Genomic DNA, 18,086 nt, shown 5'->3' with positions numbered 1-18,086 from the left:
GCGCAATCGCCGCGAGATACTGTCGGAAGGCGCCTCGAGCGGCGTCAATGGATCCAATGGAGGATGCGACATGGGACTTCCGGGACTGCGTGGCAGCGACCACATCGGCTTCACCGTGCCCGATCTCGACGAGGCCGAGGCCTTCCTCGTGGACGTCCTCGGTGCTGTGCCGGTGTACACGCTGCCCGCACGCAGCGGCGAGGGCGACTGGATGACGCGACAGCTCGGCGTCCACCCGCGGACGGCGATCCGCGAGATTCGCTTCTACCGCCTCGGCAACGGCACGAACCTCGAGGTCTTCGCGTACGACGCCGCCGACGGACAGGCTCCTCCCCCGCGCAACAGCGACATCGGCGGGCATCACCTCGCGCTGTACGTCGATGACCTGGATGCCGCTGTCTCCCACCTCCGCGCGCACGGCGTCGACGTCATGGGCGAGCCGGTCGTGAGCGGCGCCGCCTCGGCGGGACAGCGCTGGATCTACTTCCGCGCCCCGTGGGGCATGCAGTTCGAGCTCGTGAGCTTCCCCGACGGCAAGGCCTACGAGCGCGACGCCGAGACGCTGCTCTGGCACCCCGCGAGGCCCGCCGAATGACCGAGCTCATGCCCCTCGCGCGAGACCACGGCCGCGCCGGATTGGGGATCGCCGACACCCTGCGCGACGAGATCCTCCGCGGCATCCATCCGCCCGGGACCCGGATCCGGCAAGAAGACCTCGCGGCCCGGCACACCACGAGCCGCATCCCGGTGCGCGAGGCGCTGCGGATCCTCGAGGCCGAGGGACTCGTGACGCTCGTCGCCAACTCGGGCGCGTGGGTCTCGCGCCTCACGCTCGCCGAATGCGAAGAGCTCTACCTCGTGCGCGAGCGCATCGAGCCGGTGCTCCTCGGGATGAGCGCGCCGCTGCTCTCCCCCGACGACCTGGACGCCCTCGACGACCTGGCCGCACGCATGGAGCACGCGGATGCCGAGGACTTCCTGCGCCACGATCGGGAGTTCCACTTCGCGACCTACGCGCCGGCGCGCACCGTGATGCTCGGCGACACGGTCGTGGGCCTGTGGAACCGGACGCACCACTACCGCCGCGCCTTCGTCACCGCGGCGCACGCCCGCCACGACGGCACCGCGCACCTCGACCACCGGCTGCTCGTCGCCGCCCTCCGCCGCGGCGACGCCGAAGAGGCCGCCCACGTGCTCGAGCGCCACATCCGGCGCACGCGCATCGAGCTGGAGCGGCATCCCGAGATCTTCGGCGACGCGCCCGGCATCAGGTGATGCGCCAGCCCCGGTCGACGTAGAGGTTGGTGGCCGAGACGCCCTCGTTGTGGAGCAGGAACCGGGTGGCATCCACCACGTCGTTCATCGTCGCGAGTTCACCGCCGGGCGTGCGGGACGAGTAGCCCTCGAGGACGCCCGCGGGCTTTCCTGCCCAGAACGGGCTGTCACCGATGATGCCCGGGTGCAGGGCGTTCACGCGCAGCGGCGCGAGCTCGAGCGCGAGGGCGGTGGTGAGCCCCTCCACACCGCCGTTGATGGTCGACACGGTGATGGAGCCGGGGTACGGCGCATCCTTCGCGCGGCCGCCGAACAGCACGATGCCGGTCGAACGCGCGGGCACGAGCCGATCGAGCAGCGCATGCACGGTCTCGGTGTACCCCACGAGCTTGAGGGTCACCAGGCGCCGGGCGCGGGCGATGTCGTAGTCGCGCACGGTGTTCGCGTCGCGCTCGATCGCGGCGAGCACGAGGCCGTCCAGTTCGCCGACGTCGGCGAGGGCGGGGGCGATGTCCTCCGGCTCGGAGATGTCGACCGCGATCCCGCGGACGTTCGGGCCGATCTCCGCGGCGATCGCCTGGGCGGCGATCGGGTCACGACCCGTGAGCGTCACCTCGTGGCCGTCCGCGGCGAGTGACGCGACGATCTCGCGTCCGATCCCGGACGTGCCCCCCACCACCAGATACCTGCGGCTCATGCCGCACCTCCTTCTCGTTCGTCATCGGATGCCGGCAGGAGCCCCCGCCGGGTGACTTCGGCCGCGGCGCCCCAGTCGAGGCGCGCGAGGTCGGGTTCGGCGAGCGCCCGCTCGAACACCGCGGTGAGCGCGGCCAGGGTCGGCAGGTGCGTCCCGGTCTCGCCCGCGATCTCGGCGCTCAGCCGGAGATCCTTGTAGCCAAGGGCCACGTCGAATCCGGGCGGGTCGTACGCCTGCCGCGCGATCATCCCGCCGTAGCCGCTGTACACGACCCCGGCGAACAGCGTCGACGTGAGGATCTCGACGAAGAGTCCGGGATCGACGCCGCGCGCTTCGACGAGGGCGACCGACTCGCCGATGGCCTGGATCGCGTGAATGATGTCGTAGTTCACCGCGATCTTCACGGCGTTCGCGGTCGACGGCTCCGCCCCGAGCGGCCACAGGCGCGCGGCGAACAGCTGCAGGAACGGCTCGACCGCGGCGACGTCGTCGGGCGCGCCCGCGACGAGGACGTTGAGCTTGCCCTCGGCGGCGACGGTCGGCCGCCCGAGCACGGGAGCGGCGACGTACCGGGCGTCCGCTGCCGCGAATCGCCGCTGCAGCTCCCCCGCCTCCGCGGGGCTGATCGACGCCATGTTCACGTGGACGCCGCCGGTCGCGGATGCCACGGATCCGGCATCCAGGACGGAGAGGGCCGCGGGCCCGTCGGCGAGCATCGAGAACGACACCGGGTGCGCGAGCGCCTCGCCCGGCGTCGCGCAGGCCACGGCCCCGACCGCGACGAGGTCGTCGACGGGCCCGCGCGAGCGGTTCCAGACGTGCACGTCGTGGCCGGCGTCGACGAGGCGGCGAGCGAGCGCCGCCCCCATCGAGCCGAGGCCGAGGAATCCGACCGACGCCATCACGCCTCCCCGCGGCCCCACGTCGTGTTCAGGTGCGACTGCGAGTCGCGCTGGTTGTTCAGCGGGCCGCCGACCGCGATGTACCGGGGACCGGCGATCAGCAGCTCTTCGGCGGGGAACTTCGTGATGACCTCGCAGCCGTCCGCGGTGACCACGACCTCCTCCTCGATGCGCGCGGCGCCCCAGCCGTCCGCGGAGGGCCAGTACGTCTCGAGGGCGAAGACCATGCCTTCCTTGAGCTCCTCCGGGTGGTCGAACGACACCAGCCGCGAGAAGATCGGCTTCTCCCAGATCGACAGGCCGACCCCGTGGCCGTACTGCAGGGCGAACGCCGCTTCCTCATCCGCGAAGCCGAACTCCTGCGCCGTCGGCCACACCGAAACGATGTCGGCGGTCGTGGCACCGGGACGCACGAGGGCGATCGCGCGGTCCATGTACTCGCGCGCCCGGGTGTAGGCATCCTTCTGCTTCGTGCTCGCCGAACCGACCGCGAAGGTGCGGTAGTAGCACGTGCGGTAGCCGTTCCAGCTGTGCAGGATGTCGAAGAACGCGGGGTCGCCCGGCCGGATCAGCCGGTCGGAGAACACGTGCGGGTGCGGGGAGCAGCGCTCGCCCGAGATCGCGTTGACGCCCTCGACGTACTCGGACCCGAGGTCGTACAGCGTCTTGGCGACGAGCCCCACCGCCTCGTTCTCGCGGACGCCGGGGCGCAGGAACCGGTACAGGTCCTCATACGCCGCGTCCACCATCGACGCCGCCTGCGTGAGGAGTCGGATCTCGTCGTTCGTCTTGATGCGCCGGGCCTCCATGAAGACCTGCTGGCCGTCAACGACCCGGATGCCGACCTGCTGAAGCGCGAAAAGGATCGGGAGCTCGATGACGTCGACGCCGAGCGGCTGGTCGGCGACCCCGAACTTCTCCAGCTCGCGCTTGATCTTGCGCGCGACCTCCTCGGCGATCCCGGCATCCGGCGGGAAGGCTCCGCGGAGGGTCGAGATGCCCGCCCGCGCCCCCGACTCGAGCCGCGGACGCTTGGTGCCCTCGTGCGGCGCGTGGGGATCGGCATCCATCTCCGACGACGTCACGTCCAGCCACGGGTTGTACAGCGCGTGGTGCTTGGCCGCGGATCCGAAATCCCACGAGATCGGGTCGGTGTTGCGGGTGAGCAGGCTGAAGCGGATGAGCTTGTCCATCGCCCACGTGCCGATGTGCGTCGCGGTCATGTAGCGGATGTTGGAGAAGTCGAACGCGAGCACCGCACCGAGGTCGGAGCGCTCCAGCTCCGCCTTCACGCGCGCGAGACGCTCGTCGCGGAGGCGGTCGAAGTCGACGCGCGCCTCCCAGTCGACACCGTTGGTGCCGGTGGTTCCGGTGTTCTTCATGATGGCCTTTCCGAGAGGTCTGAGGGTTCCGAAGGGGGACGACGCAGCGGTCAGCCGGCTCGCGTGCCCGGTGAGCGACCGCGGCGCACGAGCGCCATGACGAGCGGGACGACGGCGGCGAAGAGCACGAACGCGCCCTGGATCCAGTACTGCCAGGACAGCCCGAGCGACAGGAACGCCAGGGCGCTCGTCACGGTCTGCAGCAGCAGCCCGGCTGCGGCGACGGCGAGGGCCGAGCCCGAACCGCCGAAGATGCTCGCGCCCGCGATGACGACGGCCGTCACGGAGGTGAGGGTGAGCGCCTGCGCCGCGTTGGCGTCGCCGATGCCCGACCGCGAGTACACCGCGAGTCCGGCCAGGGCCGCGAGCACGCCCGCGGTGACGGAGGCGAGCAACCGGGTGCGCGGGACGCGGACGCCCATGCGGTTGGCCTTGACGGGGTCGGATCCCGCAGCGCGCAGGGCGCGACCGCCGCGGGTGCGCTGGATGACGAACCACATCACCACCGCGATCGCCACGGCCAGCGCGAGGATCATCGGCACCCCCGCGATCGCGAGGCCGAGCGTCGTGAGGACGTCCGCGCGGGCGGAGCCGCCCGGACTCGGACGCAGCACCTGCGCGAGACCCAGCACCGCGATCGAGCTCACGAGCGTCGCGATCACGGGCGGCAGCGAAAGGCGCGTGACGAGGAGGCCGTTGACCCACCCGACCGCGGCACCCGCGGCGAGCGCCAGCACGAGGCCGACGAGGAAGTAGCCGATCCCCTGTTGCGCGAAGAACGACAGGATCACCGCCGACAGCGCCGTGACCGACCCGATGCTCAGGTCGATGCCGCCGGTCATGACGACGACGAGCTGCGCGAGCCCCACGAAGATGAGGACGCTCGTCGCCGCCAGCAGCTGGCTGATGCTGAGCGGGCTCAGGAACGCCGACGACGCGAACGACGCCACGATCGACAGCGCGACGGCGAGTCCGAGGAGGACGACGGCCTGCGTCTCCCCCGCCAGGAACCCGCGCGACCGACGGCGCGTGTCGCGAGCGACTTCGATGGATGCCGTCTCGTGAGACATCACCGCGGCGCCCGTGATCGCGCGCTCGTCGACGTCGTCGCCGATGAGGGTCGTCTGCACACGGCCGCGGGAGAACACCACGACCCGGTCGCACAGTCCCTCGAGCTCGACGGCATCCGTCGACAGCACGACGACCGCGACGCCCGAGGCGGCGAGTTCGCGCAGGAACGCGTAGATGTCCACGCGCGCGCCGGCATCGACGCCCTGCGTGGGGTCCTCGACGAGCAGCACCTTCGGGTCGCCGAGGCGTCCCCGGGCGAGCAGCACCTTCTGCTGGTTGCCGCCGGACAGCGCCGACACCGGCACCTCGAAGTGCGGGGTCTTCACGGCGAGTCCGGCCACGCCCTCGCGGGTCAGCTCGTACTCGCGGCTCCGGCGGACGAGGCCGCCGGGCATCGCGGCGCGCAGGGCCCCGGCGACGGCGTTCTCGCGAATCGACATCTTGCCGAACATCGCCTCGCCGATGCGGTCGCCGGGGAGGAACACGACCCCCGCGGACGACGCCGACCGGCGGGAGCGGGTCGAGATCTCCTCGCCGTTCACGAGCACCCGGCCGCCCGTCGCGCCTCCGCCGGCGATGCCGCGGAGCACGCGGCGCTGGCCGTTGCCCTCGACGCCGGCGAGACCGATGATCTGGCCGGGGTACACCGAGAAGGAGACGTTGTCGTACCCGGGGCCGCTGAGCTCCAGGACCTCCAGCGCGGGCGTCGCCGTCGCGGCCGGAGCCGCGGGCTTGTCGGGGAACGTCGTCTCGAGCGACCGCCCGACGATGAGCTCGACCACCTGATCCGCGGTGAAGTCCGCGACCAGGCCGCGCCCGACGACGCGGCCGTCGCGCAGCACGGTGAGGTCGTTGCCGATCTCCATCACCTCGGGGATCCGGTGCGTGATGTAGACGATCGCGACGTCCTTCTCGAGCAGCCCCCGGACCTGGGCGAACAGCCACGCGGTCTCCTCCGGGCCGAGCGCCTCGGTCGGTTCGTCGAGCACGAGCACACGGGGGTCGGATGCCAGGGCGGCGGCGATCTCGACGAGGTGCGCCTCGCGCAGCGAGAGCGACGACACGAGAGCGTGCGGGTCGATCTTCAGCGACAGACGCTCGAAGTGCGCGCTGACCCAGGCGGCCGCCGTGCGACGGGAGGGGCGCTTGCTCGCGGGGAGCAGTAGGAGGACGGCATCCACCACGCTCAGGGAGGGAGCGAGCGCGGGGATCTGGTAGACGATGGCGAGTCCTGCCTCCCGCGCCTCGGCAGGGCGGATGCGATCGAACTCGCGCCCGGCGAGGCCGATGGTGCCGGCATCCGGCACCACCGACCCCGCCGCGATCCCCACGAGGGTGGACTTTCCGGCGCCGTTCTCGCCGAGCACGGCGTGCACGCGACCGGCGGCGATGTCGACCGAGACCGCGTCCAGCGCGGTGACACCGGGGTAGGTCTTGGTGATGCCCGAGAGAGTGAGTGCGGATGCCACGGTCGTGGGGGTCTCGTTCATCAGCCGAAGAGCTTCGTGATCTCGTCGGCGGTCAGCAGCGTCGACGGCGTCGCGTCGGACGGGGCGGACGACAGGCACGCCTTGTCGGGCGTGACAGCGCCGGCCGTCTTGCCGGTGGAGTCCTCGAACAGCGCGAGCTCGTACAGCGAGGGCTCGGTGTCGGACTTGCCCGCGACGGCGGCGAGGGCCTTGCGCAGCGCCACGCGACCGATCCAGGTGCGCGACGAAACGGTGGCCAGCTCGTAGCCGGGGTTCTTCGCCTTCAGGTCGGCGTAGCCGCAGCTGAGGGAGTTGTCATCGGTCGAGGTGAGGATCGGCAGCTGCTGACCCGCGGCCTCGTACGCGCGGATGATGCCCGACGCGGAGGCGCCGTAGTCCGCGATGATCGCGTTGATCGGCGTGCCCTGCGAGAGGACGCCCGCCATCGCCTGCTGCGCCTGCGCCGGGTCCCAGTTGGTCCAGATCGGCTCGGTGTTGACGAGCTTGATCTGCGGGTTGGCGTCGAACACCTCCTTGGCACCGGCGAACTCCTGCGTGGACACCAGGGCCCCCGAGGGACCGCCGAAGAAGGCGACGTTGCCGCCGGCGCTGCCCAGCTGGTCGACGATCCACTGCGCCTTGGACTTACCGACGAACGCGGGGATCTGGTCGGTGTAGTCGAGGTAGTCGGTGCCGGCCGTGCCCTGCGGGTCGGAGGCGAAGGCGACCACCGTGGAACCGGCCTGCGTGGCCTGGCGGATCGCGGGGAGGTGCGCCTCACCGGGACCGGCGTCGGGGATGACGAGGATGATGTTCGTGCCCTTGGCGGCGAGGCTCGTGATGCCCGAGGTCGTGGCCTCGAGGTCGCCGCGGCCGGCGATGAACTCGACGCCCGAGATGGCGGAGCACTTGGCCGCCTCGCTCTGGATCTCGGCCAGAACGGTCTTGGACCACGTGTTGGTCCCGTAGCCGTCGACGACGCCGACCGAGACCTTCTTGCCGTCCGTGGGGCAGACGGCCGAGATGTCGGTGAACTGGTCGACGGTGCCCGTGCTGCCGGCGGCGATGTCGGCGGTGAGGTTGCTGGCACCGTCGGTGCCGCCGCCTCCGCCGGCGCTGTTGGTCGACGAACAGCCGGCGAGGACCAGCGCTCCGAGCGCGAGGACGACGAGACCTGCTCGCCGTGCGGGTGCTGTGGTGATCATGGGGGTACTCCTCTTCGAGTGGTGATCGGGTATGCGGGGACGGGTTTCGGGCGCGACGGATCGCCCGTCGACCCGGATGGGTCGCGGTCGGGAATGAGCCGGTGTCAGGCTCCCGGACGCCGTCGCATGAGGTTCCGGATGCGGGAGGTGGAGCCGCCCAGCTGGAGCTGGGCGACGATGCCGACGCCGATGATCAGCGCCTGCACGATGTTCTGCACGGCGGTGGCCTGCGTGAACGTCTGGACGAGCTGGGTCAGCTGGGCCAGGAAGAGTGCGCCGAGCGCGGTGCCGACGACGCTTCCCCGCCCGCCCGTGAGGGCGGTGCCACCGAGCACCACCGCCGCGATCGAGGGCAGCAGGTAGTCGTCGCCGGCGGTGAGCGTGGGCGTGCGCAGGAGCCCCGCGAGCAGCACGCCGCCGACGGCGGCGAGCGCGGCCGACAGCACGTACGCGATGATCGTGTACCCGCGCGTCCCGATGCCGAGATTCGCGGCGCTGCGCGGGTTCTCGCCGACGAGTTCGAACCGGCGGCCGAGTCGGGTGAGCTTCAGCACGACGTGGACGGCGAGCGTCAGCACGAGGGCGAAGAACACCAGGACGGGGATGCCACCCCAGCGGCTGAGCGCGAACTGGTTGAGGGCGTCCGGGCTCTGGGTGGCGAATCCGCCGGACAGGGCCTGGACGGTGCCGATCATCAGCGCGTTGACCGCGATGGTGACGACGAGCGGCGGGAGACCGAAAAGCGTGATGACCAGGCCGCTGGCCAGGCCGAACGCCGCGGTCGCGACGATCGCGACGGTGATCGCCGCGGGGAGACCGAGCGCGTCGTCGCCGCCGAAGCGCGCGACGATCAACGCGCCGAGCGTCACGGCGCCCGGGATCGACAGGTCGAGACCGCCCTGCTGGATGACGAGGGTCTGACCGATCGCGACGATCGCGATCAGCGCCGCGAACGGCAGCATCGACACGATGGCCGTGGGCCCGACGCTGCCCGGTGCGATCAGCGGGCTGATCAGGAACAGTGCCGCGACGGCGATGAGCGCCCGGGTCCCCGGCCACGCCAGCACCATCCGCGCCGTGGACCCGTGGTCCTTCGGGGGCGATGCGCGCGGGAACGGCGAGATCGGTCATGCCGTCACCAGGGCGGGGTGCCACGTGCCGTCGAGGCGGGCTTCGGGCATCTCGCCGAGCAGGTAGCTGCGGGAGGACTCGGCATCCGCCTTCAGCCGGGCGATGTCGACGCCGACGAGCTCGCCGTCCTTCTTCACCCGGCGCCCCTGGACGAACACGTCGCGGACGAGACCCGGGTGTGCCGAGTAGACGAGGCTGCCGATGGGGTTGTTCAGCGGCGTGAGGGCGAGCGAGCGGTCGTCGAGCACGACGATGTCGGCGGCCTTGCCCACCGCGATCGAGCCCGTCGTGTCGGCGAGACCCGCGGCGTGGGCGCCGTCGATCGTGGCGAACTGCACGACGTCGGCGCACGTGAGGCTGATCCGTTCGAGCACCTCGCCGGTGTCGACCGACGGGGCGTTGTCGAGCGCGCGCTGCATGCCGATCGCGGTGCGCATCGTGGCGAACATGTCGCCGCCGTTCGAGCTGCACACGTCGATCGAGAAGGTCGGACGGATGCCGGCCCGCAGCAGGCGGCCGGTGGCGGGGAAGCCGTGGCCCATCTGCATCTCGACGTCCGGCGCGACCGAGGCGGTGCCGCCGCTGTCGGCGATGAGCTTCAGCTCGTCGTCGCCCAGCGTGCAGCAGTGCACATATGTGATGCGGTCGGACAGCAGGCCGTCGGCGTGCATCTTGCGGATCGGGCCCGACTTGCCCCAGTACCCGTCGCCGGCGTGCATCGTGACGCGGAGGTCGAGGTCGGCGGCGAGCTGGAAATCGGCGACGTTGACCTCGGGGGTGACGAACTGCGGACCGCGCAGCGCGAGGGCCATCGTGACGAGGCCGCCCTCCGAGGAGAAGTGCTCGTCGCGCACGCGCCGAGCGTCGGCGGGGTGGACGTTGGCCGACGGCAGGCTCCCCCACTGCTCGGCCCCGCCGCCGTGGGCGAAAACGGCGCGCATCCCGGTGTCCTTGAGGGCGGCGACGGCAGCGTCGGCGTGCTCGGGGGTCGCGAGGTTGTGCGACCAGTCGACGAGCGTCGTGATGCCGGAGTCCAGCGCCTCGAGCGCACCGAGGTAGTTGCCCGTGTAGGTGTCCTCGGGACGGAAGTGCTTGCTGAGACCGGTGTGCAGACCCGCGAGGTACTCCGTGAGCGACCAGTCCGAAGCGAGGTTGCGGACGACCGACTGCCACGTGTGGCGGTGGGTGTCGACGAAGCCGGGGTGCACGATGCGGCCGTGGACGTCGATGACCTCGGCGTCCGCGGCATCCAGGCCCTGTCCGATGGCCTCGATCGTTCCGTCGGCCCCGATCAGGATGTCGGTGTCGGTGAGGACCTCGCCGGGACGGACGGCCGTGATCACGGTCCCTCCCCGCAGCAGCGTGCGCGTGCTCATGTGGTGGTGACTCCCTCGTCGAACCGGAGCGTCGTCGCGCCGGTGGTGTTCGTTGATTGGATGCTAGAAAGCAGCACTGAACGTGTCAAGTATTTGTTATCACTGTGTTCAGTTCGTCCAGCGCTGCTGAAATTCACGCGCGCTCGCGGTACAGCGGGATGTCGATCGGCGGCTGCGGGATGAACTCCCCCGCGCCGCCCATGCGGTCGTACAGGTACTCGTGCGAGCGCTCGAGGGTCGCCGTCGCGGCCGGGAGGTCGACGTGCGTGAGGACCCCGCCGCGCTTGACGACGCGCCCGTCGACGAAGATCGTGTCGATGCATCCGGCGTGCGCCTGCGACACCACCGCGCCCGTCGGATCCGCGCGATTCCAGCCGACCTGGCTGATCCCGGACATGTCCACGAGCACGATGTCGGCACGCTTGCCCACCGTCAGCGAGCCGACGAGATGATCGACGCCGGCCGCCCGCGCCCCGTTCAGCGTGGCCCACCGCAACGCGTCCTTGGTCGTCCACGACATCGTCTGCGGCGCCCGCATCGCGGCGTACTCGGGCTCGTCGGCGCGGTAGCGCGTGGCCTGCAGCACGAGCCGGCTGTGCGACACCATGTCGCCGCCGTTGCCCGAGACGCAGTCGATGCCGAGGCTCGGTCCCGCGGTGTGCGCGGTGGCCTCGGCGATCGCCGGATACCCCATGCCCATCTGCATCTCGGTCTCGGCGCAGACCGACACCGTGACACCGCTGTCGTCGAGCAGATCCCATTCGTGCGGGGTGTTGAACGTGCAGTGCACGAGCAGCAGATCGTCGGCGAGCAGCCCGTGGGCGTGCAGCACCTCGACGTCCTGGAACAGCTGCCGCACCATGACCTGATTGGCGTGGAACGTGATGCGCGCCCCGAGTTCGCGGGCGAGACGGAACTCCGCGGCCACGTCGGCGACGGGCGCGATCGCGAGCTCCTGCGGGGCGATCCCGAATCGCAGGAGCTGGTCGTCGCTGGAGAAGTACTCCTCGCGGATGCGGCGGGCGAGGATGGCCCGCGTGGCCAAGGCCGCGGGGTCGGCTCCCGCCGTCGAGCCCCCGCGCGACTGGCTCCACGTGTTGGTCGTGATGGGAGTCAGCCCGTGGGCGTAGAGCGCCCGAATGCCGGCATCCCGCAGTCCCGTGACGGCCGCGTGCGCGCCGTCCGGATCGAGGATGTTGTGGCAGTAATCGACGATGGTCGTGATGCCGGAGTTCAGCGCGTCGAGCGCGCCGACGTAGTTGCCGGCGTACATGTCCTCGGCGCGGTAGAGCGGAGCCATGTGCAGCCGGATGCCGCGCAGGTAGTCGGGGATGTTCCCGTCGGCCAGGATGCCGCGAAGAGCCGTCTGCCACGTGTGGCGGTGGGTGTCGACCATCCCGGGGATGGCGATCTTGTCGGTCCCGTCGACGATCTCTCCATCGAACGATGCGTCGTCCACGGCGATGTCCGGGCGGATCTCCCGGATGACGCCGTCCTCGATGAGGATGTCGGTCCGGGCGAGGTCGCCCAGTTCCGGGTCGACGGTGGCCGCCGCCACGTTGCGGATGAGTGTGCGCATGGTCGCTCCCTCGCGATCCGACCGGGATCGTCCTCGACCCGGCGTTGTGCTGAACTACACACGAATGTACAGTCGCTCCCAGATTTGTAAAGTCTCAGCGAACGTTCCGCGGTCAAGGAGGACCCATGTCACGAACGAGCCCCCGCATCGCCGTCCTCGGCACGGGCGCCCAGGGAGCCAGCGTCGGCGCCGATCTGCTGCGCGCCGGTCTCGATGTCACCTACATCGAGCAATGGCCCGCGCACGTCGAAGCCATGCGCGCCCGGGGCATCGAGGTGCGCCTCCCCGGCGAGACGCACGTCACGCCCGTGCATCCCCTGCACCTGTGCGAGGTCGCGACGCTGCGCGAACCGTTCGACATCGTCTTCATCGTCGTCAAGGCGTACGACACGCGCTGGGTCGCCGAACTCATCGCCCCCCACGTCGCCGAGGACGGCCTCGTCGTGGGGCTCCAGAACGGGATGACCCAGGATGCCATCGCCGCCGCCGTGGGCGCGCACCGGACCATGGGCGCCGTGATCGAGGTGGCATCCAACATGTTCGAACCCGGCATCGTGAACCGCCAGACGCCCGTCGCCGGCTCGTGGTTCGCGGTCGGCGCCTACGACGACGCGGCCCGAGGCCGCGAGCACGAGGTCCAGGCGGTGCTCTCACACACCGGCCGCGTGGACGTCTCCCCCGACATCCGCTCGTCGAAGTGGATGAAGCTCGTCGCCAACGCCGGCGAGCTCGTCCCGTCCGCGATCCTCGACCTCCCCCTGGCCTCCGCCGTCGCGCTCCCCGGCGTACACGACTTCATGATCGAGTGCGGCAAGGAGGCCGCGCGCGCCGCGCTCGCCGACGGCAGCCGCCTCGTGCCGATCTTCGGCCTCTCCGACGACGCCGTCACCGACCCCGACCGCTACGCCGCCGACCTGCTCGGCGAGGTGCTGGACAGCTTCTCGCTCCCCGACACGAACACCACTGTTCTGCAGGACTGGATGAAGGGTCGCCACGCCGAGTACCAGGAAGTGAACGGGCTCGTCGTCTCGGTGCTCGCCGCGGCAGGCCAGGACGCCCCCTACAACGCCCACACCGTGCGCCTGGCCCAGGAGATCGAGGCCGGACGGATGCCACGCTCCGCCGCCAACGTCGACGCCCTGCTGGACGTCCCCGGACGCGGGTGAGGCCCGCCCGTGTTCAGGCGCGGCGCACAGGATGTGCGCGCATCGGCCGGTAGCGTGGTCTCGCGAGAGGCGGGGCACCCGTGATCGGGGTCACCGCCTTCGGACGAGGAGGCGCCGACATGACGGACGACATCGGCAGCAGGTTGCGCGACGCACGGCTCGAGCGCGGGATGAGCCTGCGGAGCGTCGCGAGCGCGCTCGGCGTCTCGGCCAGCCTGATCTCGCAGGTCGAGACGGGGAAGACGCAGCCCTCGGTATCGACGCTCTACGCCATCGTGACGCACCTCGGCATCTCGATCGACGAACTGCTCGGCGTCTCGCCGGCGCCGCCGACGGGCGCCGCCGTCCCGACGCCCGAGCCGCGTCCCACCGACCCCACCGTGCAGCACGCCGCGGACAATGCCGTCCTCGACATGGAGAACGGCGTGCGGTGGGAACGTCTCGCCGCCGGTGTCGGCCCGGCCGACTCTCTGCTCGTGACCTACCAGCCGGGCGCCTCGAGCTCCGTCGAGGGCAAGATGATGCGGCACGCCGGTGTGGAGTACGCCTACCTCCTCGAGGGCGAGCTCACGCTGCGCCTGGAGTTCGACACGTACACCCTGCGCGCCGGTGACAGCCTGCACTTCGACTCGGTGCGCCCCCACCTCTACATCAACCAGAGCGACGCGATCGCGCGCGGCATCTGGTTCGTGGTGGGGCGCCGCGAGCAGAACCAGGCGATGCCCTCGGCCGGACACCAGTTCAGCGCCCCGCGCGACACGATCGGATCAGCGGTCGACGTCCTTCGGGCGATGGACGATCTCGACCGCTGACCCGACCGGCGCTCCCCCGGATGGGAGCCTCAGGAGTGGCGGGCCACGCGGCGCCGTGACGCCGTCGGGTCGATGATCGTCTTGATCTGTCGCGACCCCCCGCGTGTGAGCGGCTCGAGGGCACCCCCCGCGACCTCGTCGAGCGGCAGCACCTCGTCGGCGACGTCGGTCCAGTCCGGACGCCCCGCGAGGAGTTCGACGGCGCGCGGCAGGTCGGCCGCGATCGCGTGGGCCACGGTCCCGACGATCGTGTACTCGCGCAGCGTCCAGGAGCCGAGCGGCACCGGGACGTCCTCCCGCTGGATGCCGACGGGCACCAGCACCGCGCCGGGCAGCGCCGCGGCGACGACCTCGTCCCAGCCCGCGCGGGAGCCGCTCACCTCGAACAGCACGTCGGCTTCGCGGCCGGACGCCGCGAGCTCGGCCGCGACGGATTGCTCCCCCGCGAGCAGCGTGCGCTCGGCACCCAGGTCGCGGGCGAGCGCGAGGCGCGCCTCGGACCGGTCGACCGCGAGCACGCGCGCCCCGACGGACGCGGCGGCGTAGGTGAGGAAGGCGCCGATCCCGCCGATCCCGAGGACGACGGCATCCTGCCCCGCGGACAGACCGCTCCGCGCGACCGCGTGCACCGCGATGGCCATGGGCTGCGCGAGGGCGAGAGTGTCGGATGCCAGGCCCCACGCCGTGACGTCGAGCAGCGTCGCGGCGGGCACGCGGACGAACTCCGCGAGCCCGCCGTCGATCTGCAGCCCCGCCGTCCGGTAGCGCCGGCAGAGGTTCGTGCGTCCGGCCCGACACGGCTTGCACTCGCCGCAGGAGATTCCGGCTCCGCACACCACCTGTGCGCCGAGCGGCAGGTCGACGCCGTCGCCCACCGCCTCGACCGTGCCGGTGAACTCGTGGCCGAGCACGACCGGCAGGTGCGTGAGGACCGGGCCGCGGGAGTACTCCGTGGCATCCGATCCGCACACGCCGCACCCGCTCACCCGCACGAGCGCCTCGCCCGGACCGGGGGTCGGCACGGGGCGGCTCTCGATGCGCAGGTCGCCGGGACCGTACAGCACCGCCGCGCGCATGCGCGTCACAGGGCCACCCCGTCCGGCACGGCGAGCTGCACGGCCTGGCGCGACTCGATCATCCGCGACAGGTGCGCCTCGTACACCGCGGCGTGCGCGGGCGAGTCGAGGTACGCGGCGAGCGCCTCCTCGTCGGCGACGAGCGCCACCACGGCGTAGTCGGCGGGGCTCGGACGCAGACGGAGGTTCACGCCGCAGCGATACCCCCGGAGCATGGAGAGACCGGATGCCATCTCCTCGAGCGCCGCGGTCACCGCCTCCACCTCCTCGGGGCCGACCTCGGGTCTCCAGGTGAACAGGGCGGCGTGCAGGATCATGCGGTCCTCTCAGTCGTGGGCACGGGCGACGACGTGCGCGTCCCCGTCGGTGTAGCGGTACGGGTTCTCGATCTCCTCGTCGACGGGGATCTCGGGGTGCATGCCCTCGGTCCACGCCTTCTCACCGAGCTTCGACCGCACGTACTCGACGGAGGCGGCGACCTTGTCGCGAACGGGTGCGAGCGGCAGGCCGATGCGCTTGCCCTGGTACTTCACGACCTTGCCGTCGACGACGACCGTGTGCACGTCGGCCGTTCCGGCCTGGTACACGACGTGCGCGTAGGGGTGGAGGATCGGGGTCATCGCGGGCGACTCGTCGTTCTTGATGAGCACGATGTCGGCGCGCTTGCCCGGGGTGAGGGAGCCGATGCGGTCCTCGAGACCGATCGAGAGCGCCCCGCCCATGGTCGCCATGTGCAGCACGTCCTCGGCCCGCAGGCGGTTCGCGACGATCGTCTCGCCGCGCGCGTGCGCCTCGAGGTGGTCGCGCGAACGGTCGGCGCTGAGGGTGGCGCGCATGGCCGAGAAGAAGTCGGCGCTCCACCACACGCTCGTGTCCATCGAAAGGGATGCCGGGATGCCGTGCTTGCGGATCGCCCACGTCGAGGGATATCCCTGTCCGGCGCTCTGCTCCGACTCCGTGGCGACCGAGACGGTGCCGCCGGTGGCGGCGATCTTCTGGTAGCTCTGCTCGTTGAGGGACGCGGAGTGCACGTACGTGATCTCGGGCGTCATGAATCCCGCGTCGTACATCTGGGTGATCGCGGTGTCGGTCGTCGCGCCCCACACTCCCGCGTGGGTCGTCACGCGCAGGCCCAGTTCGCGAGCCGCCTCGAACGCCCCGCGCTCGGGGAAGTCGGACGCGCCGGGGACGTCGAACGCCAGCTGCAGCGTCAGCATGTCGTCGTGCGAGGAGAAGTTCTTCGAGACGAAGTCGCGGAACTCGGGGGCGTTGGCCCACTCCCACGGGGCCCCCAGGTAGTTGCCGTAGCCGAGGACGAAGCGGCCCGGGATCTCGCGCAGTGCCTGGAGCGCGGCCTCGCCGTACTCGGGTGTGCGAAGGCCGTGCGACCAGTCCAGGGTGGTCGTCACGCCGGTGTCGACGGATTCGAGCGCGCTGAGGAGGTTGCCGGCGTAGACGTCCTCGGGGCGGAAGACTTCGCCCCAGTTCAGGTAGTAGAAGACGAAGTACTGGCTGAGGGCCCAGTCCCCGCCGTAGCCGCGGAGCGCGGACTGCCACATGTGGCGGTGCGTGTCGACGAAGCCGGGGGTGACGATGCCCCCCGAGGCGTCGATCTCGAGCGTGCCCTCGGGCACCTCGAGACGGTGGCCGACCGCGGCGATGTCGCGGCCGATCACGAGGACATCGGCATCCTCCAGAACGCCCTGCTGGTCCATGGTGATGACCGTGGCGTTGCGGAAGACGAACGGGCGGTCCGACGAGAACTGCTCGGCGGCGGGTGTGGATTCTGTCATGGCTTTCTCCCCATTGAGAATGTACGTTCCTGGTTTACACTCTCCGTGGGGACGTGGCAAGAGTCGGGTTTTCGTTCAGCCTGGTTTCATGAACCGCATCACCGGCGCCCTCCCGTTCGCTGACACTCCAACGAAGGAGCGACATGTCCACTCCGTCCATCGCCGTCCTCGGCGCCGGCGCGAACGGCGCCTCGATCGGCGCCGATCTCATCCACGCGGGTCTCGATCCGGTCCTCATCGAACAGTGGCCCGCGCACGTCGAGGCCATGCGGCGCGACGGTCTCCGCATCGAGATGCCCTCGGGCACGCGCCACGTGCACCCCCGCACGCTGCACCTGTGCGAGGTGGCGACCCTGCGCGAACCGTTCGACCTCGTGCTGCTCGTCACCAAGGCCTACGACGCCCGGTGGGCCGCAGCTCTCATCGAGCCGTACCTCGCGCCCGACGGGGCGATCGCGGCCGTGCAGAACGGCATGACGACCGAGACCGTCGCCGACATCGTGGGCGCGGACCGCTGCGTCGGCACCGTGATCGAGATCTCCTCCACCATGACCGACCCCGGTGTCGTGCACCGTCACGTCGATCCCGAGCGGTCCTGGTTCGCGGTGAATGCCACGGCCCCCCGCGGGAGCGACGTGGCCGACGTCCTGTCGCACTCGGGCGAGGTCGCCCGGGTCGACGACATCGCCTCCGCCAAGTGGATGAAGCTCGTCAGCAACGCGTCGGTCCTCGTGCCCACGGCGGCGCTCGGCCTGCCGATGGTCGACGCGATCCGCGTCCCCGGCATGCGGGAGCTCATGCTCGACGCGGGCCGCGAGGCGCTCCGCGTCGCGGGCGAGCACCGGGTGCTGCCGATCTTCGGCCTCACCCCGGAGTCGATCGCGAGTTCACCCGATGTCGTCGAGACCATGCTCGACGCGCTCTACGAACGGTTCACGGTTCCGGGCGCCACGACGACCGTGCTCCAGGACTGGCGCAAGGGCCGCCACAGCGAGGTCGACGACATCAACGGCGCGGTCGTGGCCGCGGGCCGGAGGCTCGGCATCCCGACCCCCGTCAACGAAGCGATCGTCGAGGTGGGCCACGCCATCGAGCGCGGCGACCTCGAGCCCGCCCTCGCCGCGCTGCAGCGGATGCAGCGCGGCTGAGGGA

The 18,086-nt window shown here is 71.0% G+C and carries 16 protein-coding genes; 5 read left to right on the top strand and 11 right to left on the bottom strand.

What is annotated here, in order from left to right; all coding sequences use genetic code 11:
- The first annotated feature begins 70 nt into the window (after nt 1-70).
- Together RKD05_RS12065 and RKD05_RS12060 are read left to right on the top strand one after the other, a co-directional pair.
- On the top strand, nt 71-595 hold the full coding sequence (locus RKD05_RS12065; protein WP_424710295.1) for a VOC family protein: 525 nt from the start codon (nt 71-73) through the stop codon (nt 593-595).
- Nucleotides 592-1,275: a GntR family transcriptional regulator gene (locus tag RKD05_RS12060; protein ID WP_424710293.1), complete on the top strand. Its 684-nt coding sequence runs from the start codon at nt 592-594 to the stop codon at nt 1,273-1,275. The genes RKD05_RS12065 and RKD05_RS12060 overlap by 4 nt, the downstream gene beginning before the upstream one ends.
- On the opposite strand, the gene RKD05_RS12055 is transcribed toward RKD05_RS12060, so the two are convergent.
- The 8 genes from RKD05_RS12055 to RKD05_RS12020 all read right to left on the bottom strand — a co-directional run bounded on the left by RKD05_RS12055 (nt 1,268) and on the right by RKD05_RS12020 (nt 12,087).
- Complete coding sequence (locus tag RKD05_RS12055) at nt 1,268-1,972, bottom strand: SDR family oxidoreductase (RefSeq protein ID WP_424710292.1); 705 nt, start codon at nt 1,970-1,972, stop codon at nt 1,268-1,270. The two genes, RKD05_RS12060 and RKD05_RS12055, sit on opposite strands and share 8 nt — an antisense overlap.
- Entirely contained in the window at nt 1,969-2,874 is a 906-nt protein-coding gene (locus RKD05_RS12050; RefSeq protein ID WP_424710290.1) for an NAD(P)-dependent oxidoreductase, read from the bottom strand. The genes RKD05_RS12055 and RKD05_RS12050 overlap by 4 nt, the downstream gene beginning before the upstream one ends.
- On the bottom strand, nt 2,874-4,256 hold the full coding sequence (locus RKD05_RS12045; RefSeq protein ID WP_264631858.1) for a M24 family metallopeptidase: 1,383 nt from the start codon (nt 4,254-4,256) through the stop codon (nt 2,874-2,876). The genes RKD05_RS12050 and RKD05_RS12045 overlap by 1 nt, the downstream gene beginning before the upstream one ends.
- A 50-nt stretch (nt 4,257-4,306) precedes the next feature.
- Entirely contained in the window at nt 4,307-6,817 is a 2,511-nt protein-coding gene (locus RKD05_RS12040; protein WP_424710289.1) for an ATP-binding cassette domain-containing protein, read from the bottom strand.
- On the bottom strand, nt 6,817-8,001 hold the full coding sequence (locus tag RKD05_RS12035) for a substrate-binding domain-containing protein (protein WP_424710288.1): 1,185 nt from the start codon (nt 7,999-8,001) through the stop codon (nt 6,817-6,819). The genes RKD05_RS12040 and RKD05_RS12035 overlap by 1 nt, the downstream gene beginning before the upstream one ends.
- Before the next feature lie 104 nt (nt 8,002-8,105).
- Complete coding sequence (locus RKD05_RS12030; RefSeq protein WP_424710286.1) at nt 8,106-9,071, bottom strand: ABC transporter permease; 966 nt, start codon at nt 9,069-9,071, stop codon at nt 8,106-8,108.
- Between the two features lie 57 nt (nt 9,072-9,128).
- Entirely contained in the window at nt 9,129-10,508 is a 1,380-nt protein-coding gene (locus RKD05_RS12025; protein WP_424710285.1) for an amidohydrolase family protein, read from the bottom strand.
- 133 nt (nt 10,509-10,641) lie between these two features.
- Complete coding sequence (locus RKD05_RS12020) at nt 10,642-12,087, bottom strand: amidohydrolase family protein (protein ID WP_424710284.1); 1,446 nt, start codon at nt 12,085-12,087, stop codon at nt 10,642-10,644.
- A gap of 125 nt (nt 12,088-12,212) precedes the next feature.
- Here RKD05_RS12020 and RKD05_RS12015 point away from each other — a divergent pair, with 125 nt between their 5' ends.
- Nucleotides 12,213-13,253, top strand: a complete 1,041-nt coding sequence (locus tag RKD05_RS12015) for a ketopantoate reductase family protein (RefSeq protein WP_063256358.1) — start codon at nt 12,213-12,215, stop codon at nt 13,251-13,253.
- Nucleotides 13,254-13,372: 119 nt separating this feature from the next.
- The gene (locus RKD05_RS12010; protein WP_424710283.1) at nt 13,373-14,065 is read left to right on the top strand and encodes a helix-turn-helix domain-containing protein; all 693 of its coding nucleotides are present in this window, start codon (nt 13,373-13,375) and stop codon (nt 14,063-14,065) included.
- 29 nt (nt 14,066-14,094) lie between these two features.
- On the opposite strand, the gene RKD05_RS12005 is transcribed toward RKD05_RS12010, so the two are convergent.
- The 3 genes from RKD05_RS12005 to RKD05_RS11995 are packed head-to-tail and all read right to left on the bottom strand — an operon-like array spanning nt 14,095 to nt 16,934.
- Nucleotides 14,095-15,141, bottom strand: a complete 1,047-nt coding sequence (locus tag RKD05_RS12005) for a zinc-dependent alcohol dehydrogenase (RefSeq protein WP_231901738.1) — start codon at nt 15,139-15,141, stop codon at nt 14,095-14,097.
- 5 nt (nt 15,142-15,146) lie between these two features.
- Nucleotides 15,147-15,458: a Dabb family protein gene (locus tag RKD05_RS12000; RefSeq protein ID WP_424710281.1), complete on the bottom strand. Its 312-nt coding sequence runs from the start codon at nt 15,456-15,458 to the stop codon at nt 15,147-15,149.
- Between the two features lie 9 nt (nt 15,459-15,467).
- Complete coding sequence (locus tag RKD05_RS11995; RefSeq protein ID WP_424710279.1) at nt 15,468-16,934, bottom strand: amidohydrolase family protein; 1,467 nt, start codon at nt 16,932-16,934, stop codon at nt 15,468-15,470.
- Between the two features lie 143 nt (nt 16,935-17,077).
- Between RKD05_RS11995 and RKD05_RS11990 the strand changes: the two genes are divergently transcribed.
- The gene (locus RKD05_RS11990; protein ID WP_424710278.1) at nt 17,078-18,082 is read left to right on the top strand and encodes a ketopantoate reductase family protein; all 1,005 of its coding nucleotides are present in this window, start codon (nt 17,078-17,080) and stop codon (nt 18,080-18,082) included.
- Nucleotides 18,083-18,086: the final 4 nt, after the last annotated feature.

Origin of the sequence: Microbacterium sp. SLBN-111, from assembly GCF_049739645.1 — a bacterium.
In the GTDB taxonomy this organism is placed as follows: domain Bacteria; phylum Actinomycetota; class Actinomycetes; order Actinomycetales; family Microbacteriaceae; genus Microbacterium.
This window is presented reverse-complemented; position numbering and strand designations above follow the sequence as displayed.

Coding starts and splice junctions, on each gene's coding strand:
- RKD05_RS12065 (WP_424710295.1), top strand. CDS start 71: ATGGGACTTCCGGGACTGCGTGGCAGCGACCACATCGGCTTCACCGTG.
- RKD05_RS12045 (WP_264631858.1), bottom strand. CDS start 4,256: ATGAAGAACACCGGAACCACCGGCACCAACGGTGTCGACTGGGAGGCG.
- RKD05_RS12060 (WP_424710293.1), top strand. CDS start 592: ATGACCGAGCTCATGCCCCTCGCGCGAGACCACGGCCGCGCCGGATTG.
- RKD05_RS12000 (WP_424710281.1), bottom strand. CDS start 15,458: ATGATCCTGCACGCCGCCCTGTTCACCTGGAGACCCGAGGTCGGCCCC.
- RKD05_RS11995 (WP_424710279.1), bottom strand. CDS start 16,934: ATGACAGAATCCACACCCGCCGCCGAGCAGTTCTCGTCGGACCGCCCG.
- RKD05_RS12055 (WP_424710292.1), bottom strand. CDS start 1,972: ATGAGCCGCAGGTATCTGGTGGTGGGGGGCACGTCCGGGATCGGACGC.
- RKD05_RS12025 (WP_424710285.1), bottom strand. CDS start 10,508: ATGAGCACGCGCACGCTGCTGCGGGGAGGGACCGTGATCACGGCCGTC.
- RKD05_RS12015 (WP_063256358.1), top strand. CDS start 12,213: ATGTCACGAACGAGCCCCCGCATCGCCGTCCTCGGCACGGGCGCCCAG.
- RKD05_RS11990 (WP_424710278.1), top strand. CDS start 17,078: ATGTCCACTCCGTCCATCGCCGTCCTCGGCGCCGGCGCGAACGGCGCC.
- RKD05_RS12035 (WP_424710288.1), bottom strand. CDS start 8,001: ATGATCACCACAGCACCCGCACGGCGAGCAGGTCTCGTCGTCCTCGCG.
- RKD05_RS12030 (WP_424710286.1), bottom strand. CDS start 9,071: ATGGTGCTGGCGTGGCCGGGGACCCGGGCGCTCATCGCCGTCGCGGCA.
- RKD05_RS12005 (WP_231901738.1), bottom strand. CDS start 15,141: ATGCGCGCGGCGGTGCTGTACGGTCCCGGCGACCTGCGCATCGAGAGC.
- RKD05_RS12050 (WP_424710290.1), bottom strand. CDS start 2,874: ATGGCGTCGGTCGGATTCCTCGGCCTCGGCTCGATGGGGGCGGCGCTC.
- RKD05_RS12010 (WP_424710283.1), top strand. CDS start 13,373: ATGACGGACGACATCGGCAGCAGGTTGCGCGACGCACGGCTCGAGCGC.
- RKD05_RS12020 (WP_424710284.1), bottom strand. CDS start 12,087: ATGCGCACACTCATCCGCAACGTGGCGGCGGCCACCGTCGACCCGGAA.
- RKD05_RS12040 (WP_424710289.1), bottom strand. CDS start 6,817: ATGAACGAGACCCCCACGACCGTGGCATCCGCACTCACTCTCTCGGGC.